Origin of the sequence: Haladaptatus sp. W1, assembly GCF_001723155.1 — an archaeon.
GTDB lineage: Archaea > Halobacteriota > Halobacteria > Halobacteriales > Haladaptataceae > Haladaptatus > Haladaptatus paucihalophilus.
In genome coordinates this window covers 47,946-64,716 of the sequence record NZ_MEIH01000334.1, presented here as the reverse complement: position 1 = coordinate 64,716, position 16,771 = coordinate 47,946, and the positions used below count along the sequence as shown (strand labels likewise).

At 58.0% G+C, this 16,771-nt stretch carries 16 protein-coding genes and 1 pseudogene; 8 read left to right on the top strand and 9 right to left on the bottom strand.

The window, feature by feature from the left end; all coding sequences use genetic code 11:
• The first annotated feature begins 221 nt into the window (after positions 1 to 221).
• A complete protein-coding gene (locus tag BG842_RS19090) occupies positions 222 to 1,700 on the top strand; it encodes an acetyl-CoA hydrolase/transferase C-terminal domain-containing protein (protein WP_069452011.1) in 1,479 nt (492 codons plus the stop codon).
• A gap of 52 nt (positions 1,701 to 1,752) precedes the next feature.
• On the opposite strand, the gene BG842_RS19085 is transcribed toward BG842_RS19090, so the two are convergent.
• The 7 genes from BG842_RS19085 to BG842_RS19055 all read right to left on the bottom strand — a co-directional run bounded on the left by BG842_RS19085 (position 1,753) and on the right by BG842_RS19055 (position 8,607).
• Positions 1,753 to 1,989: a hypothetical protein gene (locus BG842_RS19085; protein ID WP_069452010.1), complete on the bottom strand. Its 237-nt coding sequence runs from the start codon at positions 1,987 to 1,989 to the stop codon at positions 1,753 to 1,755.
• Entirely contained in the window at positions 1,986 to 3,977 is a 1,992-nt protein-coding gene (locus BG842_RS19080) for a TRAP transporter fused permease subunit (protein ID WP_069452009.1), read from the bottom strand. The genes BG842_RS19085 and BG842_RS19080 overlap by 4 nt, the downstream gene beginning before the upstream one ends.
• A gap of 57 nt (positions 3,978 to 4,034) precedes the next feature.
• Positions 4,035 to 5,129, bottom strand: coding sequence for a TAXI family TRAP transporter solute-binding subunit (locus tag BG842_RS19075; protein ID WP_069450091.1), 1,095 nt, complete (start codon positions 5,127 to 5,129; stop codon positions 4,035 to 4,037).
• A gap of 161 nt (positions 5,130 to 5,290) precedes the next feature.
• On the bottom strand, positions 5,291 to 6,112 hold the full coding sequence (locus tag BG842_RS19070) for a fumarylacetoacetate hydrolase family protein (RefSeq protein WP_069452008.1): 822 nt from the start codon (positions 6,110 to 6,112) through the stop codon (positions 5,291 to 5,293).
• On the bottom strand, positions 6,109 to 6,459 hold the full coding sequence (locus BG842_RS19065) for a cupin domain-containing protein (RefSeq protein WP_069452007.1): 351 nt from the start codon (positions 6,457 to 6,459) through the stop codon (positions 6,109 to 6,111). Before BG842_RS19065 ends, BG842_RS19070 begins: the two co-directional genes overlap by 4 nt.
• Positions 6,456 to 7,244 carry an SDR family oxidoreductase gene (locus BG842_RS19060; RefSeq protein ID WP_069452006.1) on the bottom strand — a complete coding sequence of 263 codons (789 nt, stop codon included), beginning with the start codon at positions 7,242 to 7,244 and terminating at the stop codon, positions 6,456 to 6,458. Before BG842_RS19060 ends, BG842_RS19065 begins: the two co-directional genes overlap by 4 nt.
• Before the next feature lie 64 nt (positions 7,245 to 7,308).
• Positions 7,309 to 8,607 carry a DUF362 domain-containing protein gene (locus BG842_RS19055; protein ID WP_069452005.1) on the bottom strand — a complete coding sequence of 433 codons (1,299 nt, stop codon included), beginning with the start codon at positions 8,605 to 8,607 and terminating at the stop codon, positions 7,309 to 7,311.
• Between the two features lie 96 nt (positions 8,608 to 8,703).
• Between BG842_RS19055 and BG842_RS19050 the strand changes: the two genes are divergently transcribed.
• From BG842_RS19050 to BG842_RS19040, 4 genes are all read left to right on the top strand, one after another.
• Positions 8,704 to 8,910 (top strand): hypothetical protein, encoded by a 207-nt coding sequence (locus BG842_RS19050; RefSeq protein ID WP_069452004.1) that lies wholly within the window; start codon positions 8,704 to 8,706, stop codon positions 8,908 to 8,910.
• The gene (locus tag BG842_RS19045) at positions 8,907 to 10,124 is read left to right on the top strand and encodes a mandelate racemase/muconate lactonizing enzyme family protein (RefSeq protein ID WP_069452003.1); all 1,218 of its coding nucleotides are present in this window, start codon (positions 8,907 to 8,909) and stop codon (positions 10,122 to 10,124) included. The genes BG842_RS19050 and BG842_RS19045 overlap by 4 nt, the downstream gene beginning before the upstream one ends.
• 56 nt (positions 10,125 to 10,180) lie before the next feature.
• Positions 10,181 to 10,309 carry a hypothetical protein gene (locus tag BG842_RS32590; RefSeq protein WP_256388558.1) on the top strand — a complete coding sequence of 43 codons (129 nt, stop codon included), beginning with the start codon at positions 10,181 to 10,183 and terminating at the stop codon, positions 10,307 to 10,309.
• A gap of 123 nt (positions 10,310 to 10,432) precedes the next feature.
• Complete coding sequence (locus tag BG842_RS19040; protein WP_139136194.1) at positions 10,433 to 11,053, top strand: hypothetical protein; 621 nt, start codon at positions 10,433 to 10,435, stop codon at positions 11,051 to 11,053.
• A gap of 146 nt (positions 11,054 to 11,199) precedes the next feature.
• Here BG842_RS19040 and BG842_RS19035 read toward each other — a convergent pair.
• A pseudogene (locus BG842_RS19035) lies at positions 11,200 to 11,679 on the bottom strand (ParA family protein); the annotation flags it as partial.
• Positions 11,680 to 12,322: 643 nt separating this feature from the next.
• Positions 12,323 to 12,691, bottom strand: coding sequence for a helix-turn-helix transcriptional regulator (locus tag BG842_RS19030; protein ID WP_083252641.1), 369 nt, complete (start codon positions 12,689 to 12,691; stop codon positions 12,323 to 12,325).
• A 244-nt stretch (positions 12,692 to 12,935) separates the two neighbouring features.
• Between BG842_RS19030 and BG842_RS19025 the strand changes: the two genes are divergently transcribed.
• The 3 genes from BG842_RS19025 (at position 12,936) to BG842_RS19015 (ending at position 16,742) form a co-directional block, all read left to right on the top strand.
• Positions 12,936 to 13,277, top strand: a complete 342-nt coding sequence (locus tag BG842_RS19025; RefSeq protein WP_069452023.1) for a hypothetical protein — start codon at positions 12,936 to 12,938, stop codon at positions 13,275 to 13,277.
• A gap of 791 nt (positions 13,278 to 14,068) precedes the next feature.
• The gene (locus BG842_RS29095) at positions 14,069 to 15,175 is read left to right on the top strand and encodes a hypothetical protein (protein ID WP_139136193.1); all 1,107 of its coding nucleotides are present in this window, start codon (positions 14,069 to 14,071) and stop codon (positions 15,173 to 15,175) included.
• Between the two features lie 178 nt (positions 15,176 to 15,353).
• On the top strand, positions 15,354 to 16,742 hold the full coding sequence (locus BG842_RS19015; RefSeq protein WP_083252639.1) for a hypothetical protein: 1,389 nt from the start codon (positions 15,354 to 15,356) through the stop codon (positions 16,740 to 16,742).
• The last annotated feature ends 29 nt before the right edge of the window (positions 16,743 to 16,771 follow it).

The following is a 16,771-nucleotide window of genomic DNA, read 5'->3' as shown; positions in this document are numbered from 1 at the left end:
GCGAAAGCGACCCATCGCCACGAGTCCGCTACCGCTGATACCTCGCACAAATTTCGGGGGAACGTACATTTAATAGCTGACGTGCGTACGTTCAGTCATCACCCATATCCCGTGCACTATGCAGTTGAAATGCGACACCGTCACGATATCGACGAATCGCTCCCGTACCGCCATGAATTGGCGGTGCAGATGCGACCTACCCCAATTCCGACCCATCGACGATGACCGGTGAACGTCCCCCGGATGCGGGTATCGTCACCGATCGTCGGTACGGTGATCTCCCGCTCGCGGACGCTGCGACTGCCGCCGCGACTATCACGCCGGACGCCACCGTGCTCACCAGCGGGTTCGGAAGCGTCGGCTACCCGAAACTCGTTCCGCTCGCGCTCGCCAAAGACGACCGCGACCTCGCGCTCACCCTCGTCAGCAGCGGGAACGTCGGCGACGAAATCGACGTTGACCTCGTTGAGTCTGGCGCTGTTGCCCGCCGCTTCTCCTACCAGTCTTCCCGGGTCGCCCGTGCGATGACAAACCGCCGTGAGATCGCGTTCAGTGACCGGAACGCCTCCGCCATCGGCAACGAGGTCCGGTACGGCGGCCTCGTCGATCCGGATATCGCGATCGTCGAAGCGGTCGCCGTGGGCGAGGACTGGTTCGTCCCGTCGACGTCGATCGGGCAGGTTCCAGCGTTCGTCGCCGCCGCCGACGAAATCATCGTCGAATTGAACTACGCTCAACCCCGCGAACTGCAAGCGTTACACGACATCTACCGGCCGGATGCACCGCCGAACCGCGGCGAGATACCCCTTGACGATCCTGGCGACCGCATCGGTAACCCCTACGTCTCTTTCGACCCCGAGAAACTGATCGCCGTCGTCGAAACCGACCGCGCGGATTCGACGTACACGTTTCGCGACCCCACCAGTGACGACCTCGCTATCGCCCAAAATCTCGGTGCGTTCCTCGCCGACGAGATCGGCAGAACGCCTGTCTTCGAGGACTCCGTCCATCTCCAATTCGGTGTTGGAAGCCTCGGCAACGCACTAATGGGCGAGTTGAAGGAACTTGACTTCGGCGGCCGGGATGTCGTCTATTTCGGCGAACTCATCCAGGACGGTTTGCTCGACATGCTTGACGCCGGCCGTCTCGAGAGCGCGAGCGCTACCTCCTTAGCCCTCACCCGCGACGGTCAGGATCGACTGTTCGCAGACGTCGAACGGTACGCCGAGGACGTCGTCCTCCGCCCTGCCAACGTCTCCAACCATCCCGGCCTCATCGACCGCTTTGGCGTCGTCGGCGTGAACAGCGCTATCGAGTTCGACCTCTACGGGAACGTTAACTCTACGCACGTCGGCGGGAAACGCATGATCAATGGTGTAGGCGGCTCTGCAGACTTCAATCGGAATTCGCTCGTTTCCGTTTGTGCGCTCCCTGCTCGCCTTGCCGGGAAGAACGTCTCCCGCGTCGTTCCGATGGCGTTCCACGTCGACCACACCGAACACGACATTGACGTGTTTGTCACTGAGCAAGGCGTCGCCGATGTCCGCGGACTCTCCCCAGTCGAACGCGCCGAACGTATCATCGAGAATTGCGCCCACCCCAACTATCGGGCGGACCTCCGTGCATACCTTGAGGACGTAAAAACGCAGGAGAGCCACATCCCACACGACGTGAACCGCGCGGCCGAGTGGCAGCAGTAGCGCACCCCTCACTCCCGTTCTCGATGCGTTGATAAAATCGGGGAGTGGACCGCTATGCGGTCAGGTAAAGAAACAGCCAGTAGAGGTAGCCAGCGGTGAGAGCGAGCGCTGTCAGGACCTCGAGAACGCCAGTGTACCGGTCGCCGTACGTCTTGCGGAACGCCTGAATTGTCTCGATACGTCGCCACACCGGTAGCAGCGATTCGGGAATGAGTTCACCGAGATCACCAGCGTTCGCAGCCGGGTCGTCCTGACCGTTCGCCGCTCCTCGGTCGTCGTTTGCACTCATTGTTTCACCTCCGTGAGGAACGGAAGTTCGAGGTCGTGGAACATCACTTTCTCGCCGACGAAGATGCCGACGAACACGACGATCCCGGCGGCCTTCACGAGCCACCCCGGATACACCATCACGACCACGCCCAGCACAGTGAGCACGGTACGTATCAGGATCCGGCGACCGGGTTTCAATTCAAAGGGATAGTTCAACCCGTAGATCATCGCAATCGCGCCGAGCAGGACGAGCGTCCCGACGGCGAGCGTGTGCGTGCCGAGCGTGTACGACACGAGCCCGGTGTTGTAGACGAAGGCGACCGGGAGCACGAACAGGGGGGCGGCGATCTTGATCGCGGCACCGCATGTCCGCCAGAAGTTCGCCTCGGCGATCCCCGCCGCCACGACTGCTGCGGTAGCAACCGGCGGTGTGATACCCGCGAGAATCGCGGCATAGAACACCGTATAGTGGGCAGCGAGGTCGGGAACGCCGAAGTCGGCGACGAATGTCGGGACGATAAGGATGGCGACGATGACGTAGGAGGCAACCGTCGGCAGCCCGATTCCCATCAGGATGGCGACGCCCATCCCGAGCAGGACGGCGAACAGCAGGACACCGCCTGAGATGTTGATGAGCATCAGCGCGATCTTTGACGGGATGCCTGTCGTCCCGAAGAGATTGACAACACCGCTGATAACGACGAGGATGATCGCGATTGGGGCGAGGATAATGGCGCCGCGACGGAAGCCATGGACAGTGGCCAGCACCTGTTCGCGGAATTCGTTGCCGGCGTCAGCGAGCGATCCGGTGACTGCGCGGTGGACGACCGGCATCGCGATACCGGTGATGACCATCGCGACCACCGTGTAGAGCGCGGACGTCATCACGGTGTACTGGGCGACCCCAAGCAGGTAAACGAGGAGGATGAACGGGACGCCGAACCGAACCGCCTGGAACCACTTCTGGGAAGTCGTGAGTTCGTCCTCGAAGAACGCATCGAAATCGAGGTCCTGATTGCTGGCGTCGCTGAGTGCCGTGTAGTGGACGGCGATGGCGATAGACGCGACGAGGATGGCCGCTGGGACGAGACCCGCGGCGACGATTTGGAAGTACGAAACCTGAAGGTAGGAGGCCATCACGAACGCGGACGCACCCATGACGGGCGGGAGCACCTGACCGGATGTCGACGCGACCGACTCGATTGCGGCGGCGCGGTGGCTGGCCATCCCGGAGTCTTTCATCGTCGGGATAGTGAACGACCCGGTCATCGCTGCGTTCGCAGTGTACGACCCGTTAATGGAGCCGATGACGGCAGACGAGAGCACAGCGGTCTGGGCGACGCCGGAGCGGACGTACTTCGCGGCGACGATAGCGACCCGAAGGATGAGGTCAAACGCCCCGTACGCGAACAGCAAGCCCGCGTAGAGGAGAAACGGTGCGATCTTCGATGCAGTGATCTGGGTGAGGTTCCCGTAGAACCCGTACAGGTCGGTGACCGTCGCCTGCAGGAGCGTCAGCTCGCTCATACCTGCATGCCCCAGGATGCCAGGGACGTGATTCCCGTAGATGGCGTACAGCAGCACGCCGACGACGAGGAAGAAAAAGAGGTTCCCGAACTCCCGCCACGTCAGGTACAGCAGGGCGACGATGATGAGGCGGGCGAGCATGTACTCGTGTTCGAGTGCGAATCCCTGTCGGAAGAGGTACACCTGGTCGAAGTTCAGCGCGAAGTACGCGGACGCGGAGATGAGGACGAGCGACGCAGGTATCAGCACCGCGCCGTCGACCCAGTCACCTTCCGCCAGTGCCAGTCGCGTCTCGTTAAGGGCGTAGACGGTCATGATACCGCCGACGAAGACGACGCCGTATTTGACCGTCGACCACTGTTGGGTGTTCGCGAACCAAAGGACGAATGCCCAGAAAGCGAGGGCAATGGTCGTCACTAGCACGTCGAGTCCGCGGAGCAGTCCCGAGTCGGCCGCGTTCTGTTCTGTTTGTGTACTCATGATACCATGATAATATGTGGTGTAGTTAGGAGACGACACGTGTCGTCCGCCGGGGACTTACTTGCCCTCCTTGAGGCTGTCGTCCCAGGCGTCGTTCTCCTTGTAGTACTTGACTGCGCCGGGGTGGACAGGGATACGTTTGCGTGCGGAGGCGAGCATGTCGCTCGTGGACTCGAAGTCGTTGAACTGCTCTTCCCCCTCGTTTACGACGTCGTTGTGTTTGTCAACAACGCGACAAAGTTCGTACACGGCGTCTGCGCTCGCGCTCGGGTTGAACGTGTAGTTGACTTCGAGGTTCCAGTGGAATACTTCGTCGGTGCCGATGTCGGTGTCCATGCTCCAATCGCTGTACTTCGTGGTGCCGGTTCCGGCGCCAGAGTAGGACTCTGCGGATTTCTTGAGCGCCTTCGTGGGTTCGACGTAGTGGACATCAACGCGGGAGGCGATTTCGCGCACGAATCCGGTGTAGCGGACACCGGGGGTGCCGTAGGCAATAGTGGCGTCAATGCTGCCCTCCTCCATCGCACCGGGCGCGGAGTCAACACCCATGTTCTGGATGTTCATCTTGTCGTAGACGCCCTTTGTCGGCTTCTGTGACCAGACGTCGAGCGTCGTCGCCCGGGTCGAGTAACCAGGTTCCGCGGGGTAGACGTTTTTCCCGGCGAGGTCGTCGAACGTTTTGATGTTCGTACCGTCGCGGGCGATGATGTAGATACTGTACGGGAACGCGTAGAATCCGTAGTAGGGGACGCTGTCGACGCTCTGCTTGGAGAATTGGCCGCGGTCGTCGAGTGCTTTCGTCAGGGAGTTATTGTCGGTGATACCAGCGTTGAATTGGTCCTGTGCCATCCGATAGATCGTACCGATATAGCCTGGACTCTCGACCGTCGAGTAGTCGAGTTTGTCGCTCTTCTGGCTGACGGCGCGTTCGACCGCGAGGCCGACGTCTTTGGTGCCACCCGCAGACGTACCCACTCGGAGGGTCATATTGGAGTTCCCGCCGCTTCCGCCGTCTCCACCGTCTCCGCCGCCTCCGTCTCCGCCTTCTCCGCCGTTGTTGCTACCGCCGCTATTGCAGCCAGCGAGACCGACTACGCCAGCAGTCGCTGCGCCGTACAGAAATGTACGTCGTCGAATGTCGTTTCCTGACATGAACACCCCTTTGTTGCGTGCCACCCTATAACAACCTATCTGTTTCTCCCTATAGAATTATTAAATAATTAGAACAAAAACCAGATATATTCCGGCAAAATGTATGTTATTTCCAAATATTTATTACAATAGTGGTTGTGTAATTTGAGCGCCGTCAGAACCTATCTTGTGACTGATGAGTTTACGGACCCGATCGATTCCACCGTCGCCCGAACTTCGTCACCCGACTCGATGGGTTCCGCACCTGGCGTCCCCGTACTGAATAGGTCGCCCGGCGACAGCGACATCACCTTGGAGTGGAACGAGACAATCTCTCGTGGCGGGAACAGCATGTTATCCACGACGTTCACCGCCGCCACCTCACCGTTCACTTCGGTCGTCACCGTCAACTCCGTTAGGTCAAACCCCGCCTCGGGGACAGTGATAACGTCCCCGACGACGAGGAAGGTGTCGTAGCTTTTCGCCCGCGTGAGAAACCGGGGATTTCGCTGGAGAACGTCTTCCGCGGTCATGTCGATGACTGGGAGGTACCCCGCGATGATGTCGTCTGCCTCCGCTTCACTCACATCGTTACATGCGCGCCCAACGACGATCGCGAGCTCGGCCTCCGCGGTAACCCGGTCGCTCTGCTCCCGCGGCGGCAGTCGGATAGGACCACCTGCACCGGTCAGCACTGAATTGGGTTTCATGAAGCTTGCCGGCTCCTCGGGGCGTTCTTCATCCAAGTCGCCAGCGTGCTCCGCGTAGTTCAACCCGATTCCCCAGAGTTTCCCGAACGACGCGAGCGGTAGGCCGAACGAGATATTCTCGGCGGGAACCGGCTCCGCGGTTGCGACCGTGACGTCGCGGAGCTCTCCTTGAGCTGCCAGCGGGAGTGCCTTTCGAATGCTGTCGAGTTCGGGATGGACGCTGCCGAGCGGCACGAATCCGTTGTTATCCCCGAGTAGGGGGTCGCCGGTGTCGCTACGTGCGAGATACTTCATTCGTCCTCTCGATCCGTCCAGAAGTCGAACGACCGACCCGGCGCGAACACGTCGAGGCCAACTGCGAGTTCGTTGCCCGTGTTCTCGACGCGGTGTGGTTCGTTTGACTCGAGGAGTACGGAGTCGTACTGCCCGAGCGTCACCGAGTCGCCCTCAGTTGCCACCGTCAACTCACCCCGCAGGCAGATGCAAACTTGCTCGTTTTCGTGGTCGTGCAGCGGTGACGAGTGGCCGGTCGGCTTCTCGAACCATTCGAAGCTGAACTGGTCGCTCCCCGCTATCGAGACGCGCCTCCACCCTTCGTCGGGTTCGTACGATTCCGCATCGTCGAAGTTGACTGGTCTCACAGGTTCGCTCCGGTAGAACCGCCATCAATGGGAATGGCGGTGCCGTTGATGAAGCCGGACTGCGGTGAGGAGAGGAACGCGACCGTGTTCCCAAGCTCCATCGGGTCGCCGATGCGTTCGAGCGGGTTACCCGCCCAGCCGTCGAGGCCTTCCTCATAGGAGTCGTAGTCACCGCGGTCGACGGCGGCGTTCACGAGGTTCTCGATGCGTTCAGTCTCGTGGGGTCCGGGGAGTACAGCGTTCGCGCGTACCTCGGGTGCGAACTCCTTCGATAGCGTCTTTTCCAGGCCGATGACGGACATCCGGACGGAATTCGACAACACAAGGTTGTCGAGCGACTCCTTTACGCTCCGGGACGTAATGTTGACGATCGTGCCGTGGTCGCTCTCGCGCAGGTGGGGGTGGGCCTCGCGGGCGAGACGGACGACGCTCATCACAAGCAGGTCGTACGCCGCGTACCAGTCCTCGTCGTCGGTGTCGAGAAACGAGCCAGACGGCGGACCGCCTGCGCTGGTCACGAGGTGATCGAGGCCGCCGAACTCGTCTACGGTCGTCCGGACGAGCTCTTTCATGTCGTCTTCTTCGGTGAGGTCGCCGGGTTGTGCGACGACGTCGCCAGCCGCGACTGTCTCGATTTCGGCTTTCGCCGCATTGAGTTTCTCGGGGTTACGGGCGTTGATGACGACATTGACGCCTTCGCGGGCGAGTGCTTTTGCGGATGCTTTTCCGAGGCCGCTCGACGACGCCGTGACGAGCGCCGTGTTACCATTTATCTGTAAATCCATGACTAATTCACGAGTAGGGGCGAGTGAAAACGTTTTCGTAGAGGCAATCCCCACACGATGTCGGTCAGCAAACGTCGAACGACAGGTCGCCGGCGGGGAAGGTGAACGCACCGCGCTCTACGACCTCTGCGCCCGCCGGGAGATCATCCACCACCGCCTCCGAAACGTACAGTTCCGCGAGGTTCTGCGTGTTCTCGATGCGGACGATACGCGCGTCTGTCGGGTCATAGCCCCCAAGCGCGGACAGTGCGACGCGGAACGCCAGTTCGTCGTTCGGTGCCACCACGGGGAGTTTTGACTTCTCCAGCGACCCGCTCGTCATCGCATTCGCGTATGTCTTCCGCAAGTTGAGTTGATCGACAGCCGCTGTTCGGGTGACGTCAGCGAGACCAATGCCGTTCCCGTTCCCCTTCGTCCGCTCAGTTAACCCCCGCACGTAAATCAGGCTGATGTCGGGATTCTCGGGGTCATTGGCGTTCAACACGCGGTACCGTCCGATAACGTTCGTGTCCATCCCTGCACCCGAGATTTCCTTCCCGACTTCGTCCACGACGAGCAGGTCGATGTCGTCGGTGGGGAGCATCGCCATCTCAGCGCGCGCCCGTTCCAAGAGCGCTGGTTCCCGGTCCACGAACGCGTCTGTGGGGATGAACTCGACGTGGGAGGTCTCTTCGTTGAAGTTCTCCACGAGTGCGATTCCGCCAAGAAGCGGTGTGTCGGTGCGGATGGTGTCGAACATCGTTTCCAGTGTTGTCACGTACCCTTCCGCGATGGCGGTGGAGTGAAATGCGTTCGCGCCGCGTTGCTTCCCGAGGCCCACGACCGCCATCTTGGAGAGTCCGCTCTCGATGCGCCCCGTGAAGTTCGTATGCGGCTTCACGCGGTTCACCACGAGCACGCCGTCGGCCTCTAGCGCTGCCGTTGAGACGTAGACCGGCGTCGTAGTCTCGCCAACGGTAACCTCCCCAACCTGCTCGGCGGCCATCCGGGCGTCGATGGGTGCACCTACTTGCTCCTCTGTGATGCCGAGTGCCTCCAACACTTCGCGCTGCCCCTCCGCAGTTGCGCCGCCGTGACTCCCCATCGCGGGGACGATGACCGGGTCGAACCCGGCACCATCGAGGAACTCGACCGCCGCGGCCGCGATGTCGTCGATCGCGTGAATGCCGCGACTTCCGAGGCCAACCGCGACAGTCGCCCCTTGGTCGAGTCCTGTGAGATCGAGGCCAGCCAGTTCATCTTGTGTCGCCGCCGCTACGTCGGTAACAGTCTCCATATCGGGACCGTAGCGGACACGGGCAAACGAGGGTAGCGACACCGGGTCGAGGAGGCGTTCGATATCCGTGCGGTCGGGAAATTCCATGTGTATCGCACTCGCGCCGACAAGCAGTAACCCACGCCCACCGGAAAGGGTTGCCCATACACGGTCATTTTTGATGGTAGACACCAGCGGTCCAGCATGGAAGTCGCCGACGTGGAGTCGTACCCGGTCGATATTCTTCCCGACTCGTCAGTGTCGTTTTCCAAACAGACACTCGCCTATCGAGACCACGCCTTCACGCACGTCCGTTCGACGAGCGGCCGCGAGGACGTCATAAAAATCGCGCACTTCGCCGCCCACGATGTCTCCCTCCACGAAATCACCTTCCACGAGTTCAACGCATGAGAGATTTCTCTAACCACGCGACCAACCGCGGCGAAGGCCGCGACGTACAGATCACTGATATCACGACCGCCGTCGTCGAAGGCAACTTCGAGTGGAATCTCATCAAGATCGAGACGGACGCTGGCGTCACCGGCATCGGCGAGTCCTACCGGGGCGGCGGCATCCCCGAACTCGTCGAGTACACCAAACGCTTTCTCATTGGAGAGAACCCTCTCGACGTCGAACGTCTCGTCCGCTACATCTTCCAGGAGATGAGCGGGCACGGCGGCACCACCGGCAAGGTCGTCACCGCCGCCTCTGGCATCGAGGTCGCACTCTGGGACGTCGCCGGGAAGCTCCTCGATCTCCCTGTCTACCAGCTCCTCGGGTCGAAATACCGTGATAAGGTTCGCATCTACTGTGACTGCCACGCCGGCGAAGCGTACGCCGTCGAGGACGGTGCGACCGCCTACGCTAAAGCCGACGCGTACTCGCCGGAGGCGTACGCCAACGAAGCCCGCCGCGTCGTCGACATGGGATTCAGCGCGCTGAAGTTCGACCTCGACCTCCCCGAGGACAACGACCCCGACCCTTACAACGGCCGCCTCACTAACGCCGCCATCCGGGAGAAACGCGAGATCGTCGAGGCCGTCCGCGAGGAGATTGGCTACGATATCGACCTCGCGTTCGACTGTCATTGGGATTACTCCGTCGAGAGCGCGAAACGCCTCGCCTACGAACTCGAAGAATACGATCTCATGTGGCTCGAAGATCTCGTCCCTCCAGAGAACATGGACGCCCAGATTGAAGTGACCCGTGCCACCCGTACTCCGGTTGCAACCGGGGAAAACCGTTTCCGCGTGTTCGAACTCACCGACCTCATTTACGAACACGGCGTGGACGTCGTCACCCCCGACCCAACGACAGTCGGCGGGCTCGCGGAGACAATGCGGGTCGCTGACCGTGCGGAGGAAAACTACATCCCGATGTCCCCGCACAACGTGTGTAGCCCCGTCGGGACGATGGCGTGCGTCCACCTAGGCGCCGCAGTCCCAAATTTCGATGTCTTGGAATACCACGCCCTGGAGGTGAAGTGGTGGGACGACCTCCTCGTCCGCGACGAGCCCCTCATCCAGGACGGATACATCGAGGTCCCGGAAGCTCCCGGCCTCGGCATCGAACTCGACGAGAACGTCGTCGAAGACCATCTCCTCGACGGTACCACGGGTTTCTAACCTCCCATATTACTTGTTCCAGAAAGCTTATCCCAGACGTGTAGAAGTCAGCAGGTATGGGAAAAACAGTCGCTTTGGCTATCAGAACGGTGCTGGCAGTTGTTGGCTTGCTCTTCGTGTTGGCGATCCTGTTTGGGGGTGACATAGACGAAGATGCCGGCGTGTTCTTCATTCCTGAACAGTAGGCTAGTCACTATGGGTATTTCCACGAGCGACAGGGAATACAACAGTGGTGAATAACTTCTCCGACAGTACGAAATTAGCTTTATTTTCGGTAATATTTTTATGTGTGATAGAATTAAAATACTGTGGCAGAGAATAGCAGTCATTCGAAGGGAGAAGTGACGGAGCCGGAACTCACTCGGCGGGCGTTTACACAATCAGTCGCAGGGGCCGCCGCGCTGGCCGCGGTCGGACCTGTAACCGCCAAAGAGGGGGGTTTGAACACGAACGCGGCGAACGTACCAGCACTCGAGGAATCGTTTACGCCGACTGAGTGGGACGTGGTCGGTCAGTTCCAGTATCAACGACGTGGCGTCGAGACTGGGTGGCTGTTTCCGAACGGGAGTGAATCAGCTTACGCCACGGGCGAACGAACACCCGACGACTGCCAACGGTTTCAGTCAGCGTTCGCGGGCGGTGCGACGGTAACGTGGGAGCGCGTCGGTCTCGCCGAGGGTGAGTCTTCGGTCCCGCTCGATTTCGGTGAGCGTATCGACCCGACTGGTGGTGACTTGACTCCGTTGACCGGCGAACCAAGTGCCTTCGATGACTTTCAAGACTGGTTCGGCGTGGGTGGAGTACTCTACTCGGATGGCTACGTTGTCGCCGCTTTCGACGTTCCCGAAACGCGACGCGCCATGTTGGAGACCGACGCGTCGGAACTTGTACGGTATTTGCATGGATTGTTGTCGTGCTGGCTGTTTTGAACTGGTCGTGTCGCTCGTCTCGGTGCCGCTGTTCGTAGCCGTCATCTCATCAGTGCTGTCCAGCTGGTCATTCGGTTCATTCTCTGTCTCTGTCGACGAAGTATCCTCTGCGAAGGGACTTTCGCCTGCACCTTCTTTCATTCCCGTCATGCGGTCACCACCTCGTGATCAAGATCGCCCGGCTCTGGGGAGTTTGGGGCTTCGAGTCCGACTTGACTTTCAAGCTGCCGTGCAACAGGGTCGAATTGCGCCAGTGTTTCGAGTTCGTAGTCGCGACGACGGTCGCGGTGCTCGCGGACGTAGGTAAATGCCGAACATTCTGCATCCAGCACCCTTCCATCAGTGACGCGCGCTCTCCGATGACCTCTGGAATCGGGTAATCGATTTAGTCAAGGATTCCGCTGATCACGCGTGTTCTTAAATCCAATCGGGAGTGGTGCGAGGACGCCAACATCGAGCCCAAGTTGACTTTCGAGCCCCGCCACGAGTGATTCGAGGTCCTCGACGGCATCCCGGCCCTTTGCGGTGGGTTCCACTGGGATAACCAGCGACCGCGTCGCATGGATGGCACTGTAGAGGTGTAGCCCTTCGGTCGCTGGTAGGTCACAGATGAGGACATCGTATTTCCCTGTTAGCAGAAAGTGGGCCATACCTGTCACCCCAATGTAATCTATGCGCGAGAAGTGCAGTAACGGAGAGGGAAAAGCCTATTGGACGGGTATACATACTCGCGAGTGGTCCCTTAATTACGCGCTCCCCACCCCACCCTCCTTTCCCCCTTTGACGACCGTGCAAACCCCGGGAAAGGGGTTCTGATGTCAGAGGCAAAGTCGTCAGACAGGCAGGCGAGCGCCGAGAGTGCTCCCCGCGCTCCCCAGAATCCGACGCTCGCCATTCCCCACAATGGGCGAGATAGGTATTATTATTCGGTCCATTAAAGCAAGTCAATGACCGCTTGTGAGTGAAACAAGCCCAATAATTGGTGAAATGGTTGTTTCCATAGTGGAATTTACGCCCGCCGTCTCTGCGACTGATTTTGTGTGGAGAACTCACAATGTGTTGTATCGGCTGTAACGGATTTGTTAGTATAGTATACTAATGGGAGTCATCCGTCTCACCGGTGGTCGTTGGCGTCGATGATGACGGTGTAGATCGTACCTTTCTCGTCGTTACGGACGTTGAAAATCGATTACTCGAATCAAATCCCATAACAGAGTGTGATGAGATCGATCGAGAGAGCAACGATCAGCAGTAAGAGACGTCGGATGACTACTCCGACATCACAATATCGTGCATAAATCGGTGATACTCTTCGACAGCCCAGTCGCCCCGTCCAACGGTTGCATACGCATTCCGTCGCTTATCGTTTGCTTTCGTCTGCTTCGAGATCAGCCCTTTCTCAACGAGTCGATCGAGGCCGGGATACAAGCGGCCGTGATTGATTGGCTCCGGATACAGATCTTCCAAAGCTTCCTGCAGGTCTACGCCCTCGGCTGGCCCTAAGCGGTAGATGAGACACAACAGGTGTGCCTGAAAGGCGGTGAGATCAGTCGGAAGATTATAGGACGCGAAATCACCAGAGGACGTATTCTCGTGTGTACCAGCCGAGTCGTCCTGATCTGATTCTGAATTAGTCATACTGGAGTGACTAATCTCCGAAACTTAAATCCTGCTATAATATATTGTAAAGAATTAGTGCTCACGAAGGTGGACAATTCGTGGTTAGAGCGCACCTTTGGTGGGAGACGAATAGTGTCGAGGGCGTGGAATTCGAAGGTCAATTTGAAAAGAGGCTTGCATTGCATCGTGACATTGGGTAAAATTCAAGATAGTATTCATAATGGCTAAGATTTTTATCATGGGAAAAACAACGAAATCGTGTATGCGCCTCCCATTTCGACATCGAGTTACGTATCTGATCACTGTCTTATTCACGGTCAGTGTCAGTACTGGCATCGCCGCCGCTCAGCAGAGCGAGATCAACAACTCGCTCAGTCAGATCGAACAGTTCGTCGCAACCACGCTGGGCCAGGTTGGCGTCATCGTTTTTCTCGTTGGCGCAGCGATGTGGTTTGCCTCCGGACGGAACGCGAGTCGTACGCAGTGGGGTTGGCGCGCTCTCTGGGGCGGCGCTGGGATGATCGTTCTCTCGGTCAGCTATAATGTGTTCGTCACGCTCTTCGAAAACCTCGCTCCGGGAATGATCCTCCCACCGTTTTTCTAACGTACGTGCGCTAATCTCCTGCCCATCCATCTCCGGTAGACAATCACCCAGACACGCTTCCAACACGAATGCCATCACTCTCGGACACTCGTTCTTGGCCCCTGATTCTTGGACTCGTTGTGGTGCTTCTGTTGCTAAGTTCGTTTGCAACTGGCGTCACCACCACCCGACGCGCTAACGCCACTGACGTTTTCGTTTCTGATGACCCAGATCCCAACATCGGTGCACTGCCACCGTTCATTCAGCCAGACCTCCGTACTATTCTCCAGTCCCCGAATATCTCGGCAGCTAATGCCAGTTCAGCGCGTGATTTTACGTATCCGACCTCCCAGCCGTCATATGGAGTCGGGGCTCGCAATCAGACACTTGCAGAGTATCGGCGCACTAATCTCCAGAACCTTCCGCACAATCGCTCGACGAGCGTGTGGTTTCCTGATTCAAATCGCTCGAACGGGACTGTCGTCACAAATGCTCATGTGACGATCCTCGGGACACAGAACGGGACCCAAACCCGTCTCGGTCGGCTGAACACATCGTCACACAATCTCTTCTTGCTCCCCCAGAACGGGACTATTCTTACTGCGCTCGATTATTCGACGGTACTTCCAAACCAGACCTGCACGGTCACGAATGGCACCAAGACCTGCCTCAACTACTCCATCACGAGCCAGTCGATCAATCGGTCACTCAGGATTGGCACACAAGTATGGCCAACTGCGGAAACCACAGACGAAGCAGGAGCATCGCGGCCACTCACGTACACGAATGTACGGGCCACCGGGCGTACGACAATGGTCGTGAAAGGAACGATTACGACACAGCTGGCCATTCACAAGACCGTCTCTATCCGGACGCGTTCTGGATGGCAGCAAAGGAACGTGACCACGAATACGACCGTCCGTTCACATACTGTTCGCGATACAGCACCCGTCGTGATCACACCGAATCAGCAACTCAACGCGACGCAAACACTCATCACTGACAATGGCGAACTCAAACGAATTGTTCTCCATCTGGACGGGCCAACGACATTCACCACTCGTCGACACTGGAGTTACGCGTCATTCAAATCGGGGCAGGTGCGCCTCCAAAATGTGTGGGGCGTCTACTCCCAGCATCGCTACCGGAATGCAACGATCGGCACTCAGCGCCCGAACACGACGGTATCGTTCGATATCTTTCACCCATCAATGCCGCTCAATAGGCATGGCAATCACTCTTCGCCACTCAGCACGACCTCACAGAGAACAGTCCCACCGCCAGGCGTCCTCGAAAAACAGCTGATCGCCGTACGAAGCAAGCCAGCGATTGCTCGCACAGCCCCACAGACAGCCTCGACGGCAACTGTTGGACGTGTTCGCACTGTTCCGCTTGCCACGGAGGCTGCCCCACTCACGCGGAGCGTTAACCTCTCATCAGTTCGACCCCAGGCGTCCACTCGTGTGGTTATCACGAACGTCGATCAGCCACTCGCTGCGCTCTACGATATCCATGGGGACGAAATTCCATTGAAAACGAGAACTGCGACAGAGCATCCAGTTTCTCTCTCTCTGACAAAGCGAGATAAGACGCATGTACAGATCGAACTCACTGATGCACGGACCGGGAATCCGATTACGAATCAATCGATCTATCTTCACGGGGCTGTCCAGGGTCGTGTCATCACCAACAGCAACGGTGTTGCTGTCGTCACGCGTGATGAGAATGCTGTCGAGGCCACGTTTCGCGGTGTCACCAACAACTCACGAGGACTCTACTACACCCCATCGCACAATCAGATCCGATTTGCACCAACACCGTTCAACATCTACAGCGCACTGGTGGCACTGAGTAAGGGGTTCGTGGCTATCATCGCGTTTGTGTTGTTCTATCTTCCCTTCCACTATCTCCGCCGATAATAATTCAGAATATCTAAGAAAATATTTTTACGGGACAGCAACGATATACAAGCAAACACCATCTTTTTGACACCCAATGATTCCCAATGTTCTTCGAACATCCGGTGCCTCCTTCGCTCACAGTGTCCCAGTTGCGATTCCTAAGCTTACAGTCGGAGTTCCACCTCTTCCGGCAGAGATGACAACATTCGTTCTTGCTGCCGGATTCACGGGATGGATCGGGGATCTGTTCACGTGGCTCATGGCCAAACTCATGGGCTTTGTTGGACTGCTGATGTCGGGCGGCGTGTATACCTTCCTGGTCTTTGATAGCCCATATACCGAACCGCAGTACCTCCAGGCGTTTGACCACTTACTAGGTATTTTTCCCCAGTTACTCGCGGTTGTCGTGATGGCTGGCTTTGCGTCACAGCCATTTTCAAAGAAAGCCGATGTGGATAGTGTAATCCTTGTTTGGAAGGCGCTCAAGGCGATTATCTTTGTTGCCGTTGGTCGCCAGCTCATGCATTTCGGTCTTTTGCTCGTGAACGCCGTCATCGCCTACATCTATCCCGATAGCTATGGTGCATTCGGGACCGAAATGCTCAGAACCGGGATGGAAGGCGCAGCCGCTTCAGCAGGTGTGGTCGCGGTCGGTATGGTGATTTTGAGTGTAACTTCGATTGCTGGAATCCTCCTGTTGTTTGCGATGCTGGTGATTCGGGAGTTCCTCTTCGTAGCGATGTTTGTGACCTTGCCGATTCTGGCGGTGATGCTCTATCTCGACTTCGGGCCATTCGAGGACTCGGCGAAAGCCGCGAAGATGTTCATCAATGCGACGCTCTCGCTCTTGCTTGCAGGTATTTTCATGGCCGCGCTCATGTTTGTGGGTGCGACGGCGATGGGTATCACTGGCTCCGGTGCAACAACGCAAGCAGCGGCCACTGCAGGGTCTAACCCCGGTTCGTTTAACGATGTTCTTGAGTCGTTCCTCTTCTGGTTAATCGGCTTGGTCGCACCGGCGATCTATGGCTTGAAAACAGCCATGTCCTCAGGCTTTGTTCCTGGTCGGATACGCAGTCGGCGGAAGCGGACATCTCGAAGTCGGTCGTCGGCATCGGCAGGTGGGTCACAAGAGTCGAGCCGTGCGAGTATCATGAAGCAGGCTCGGTTTGGGGGGAAGCAAGCTGGTGGCTACGCAGGGTCTAAGATGGGTTCTCTTGATCAGCGTCTCACAGGTGGATCTGTTAGTGAAGGCGTCGGTAAAGCCAGCTCGACTGTTGGAAGCGTTAAAAGTCATGCTGGGTCCAGAATTGAAGGGCCTAAGATGGAACAAAAGGCTGAATTCGTGAAGAGACAAGGGAAGCGAGCAAAGAGCGGTGGAAAGCGTGCTGCAAACGATGCTCGTGTTGGCACAAATTTCGCATTGCGAAATCTTGACCGCTCCCCTCTCGATTGGGCAGAAGCTGGTCTCAGGCATTATCGTGAGAACCCAGTGATAGATCCATCTGAGAATGGATCAAAAGCGAACCAAAGCACGCTGAACGAATGGACCGGCTCATCCCGAGAGAGGCACAGCTCAAAATAACTCAGATGGCAGAACGCATTTATCAGGGA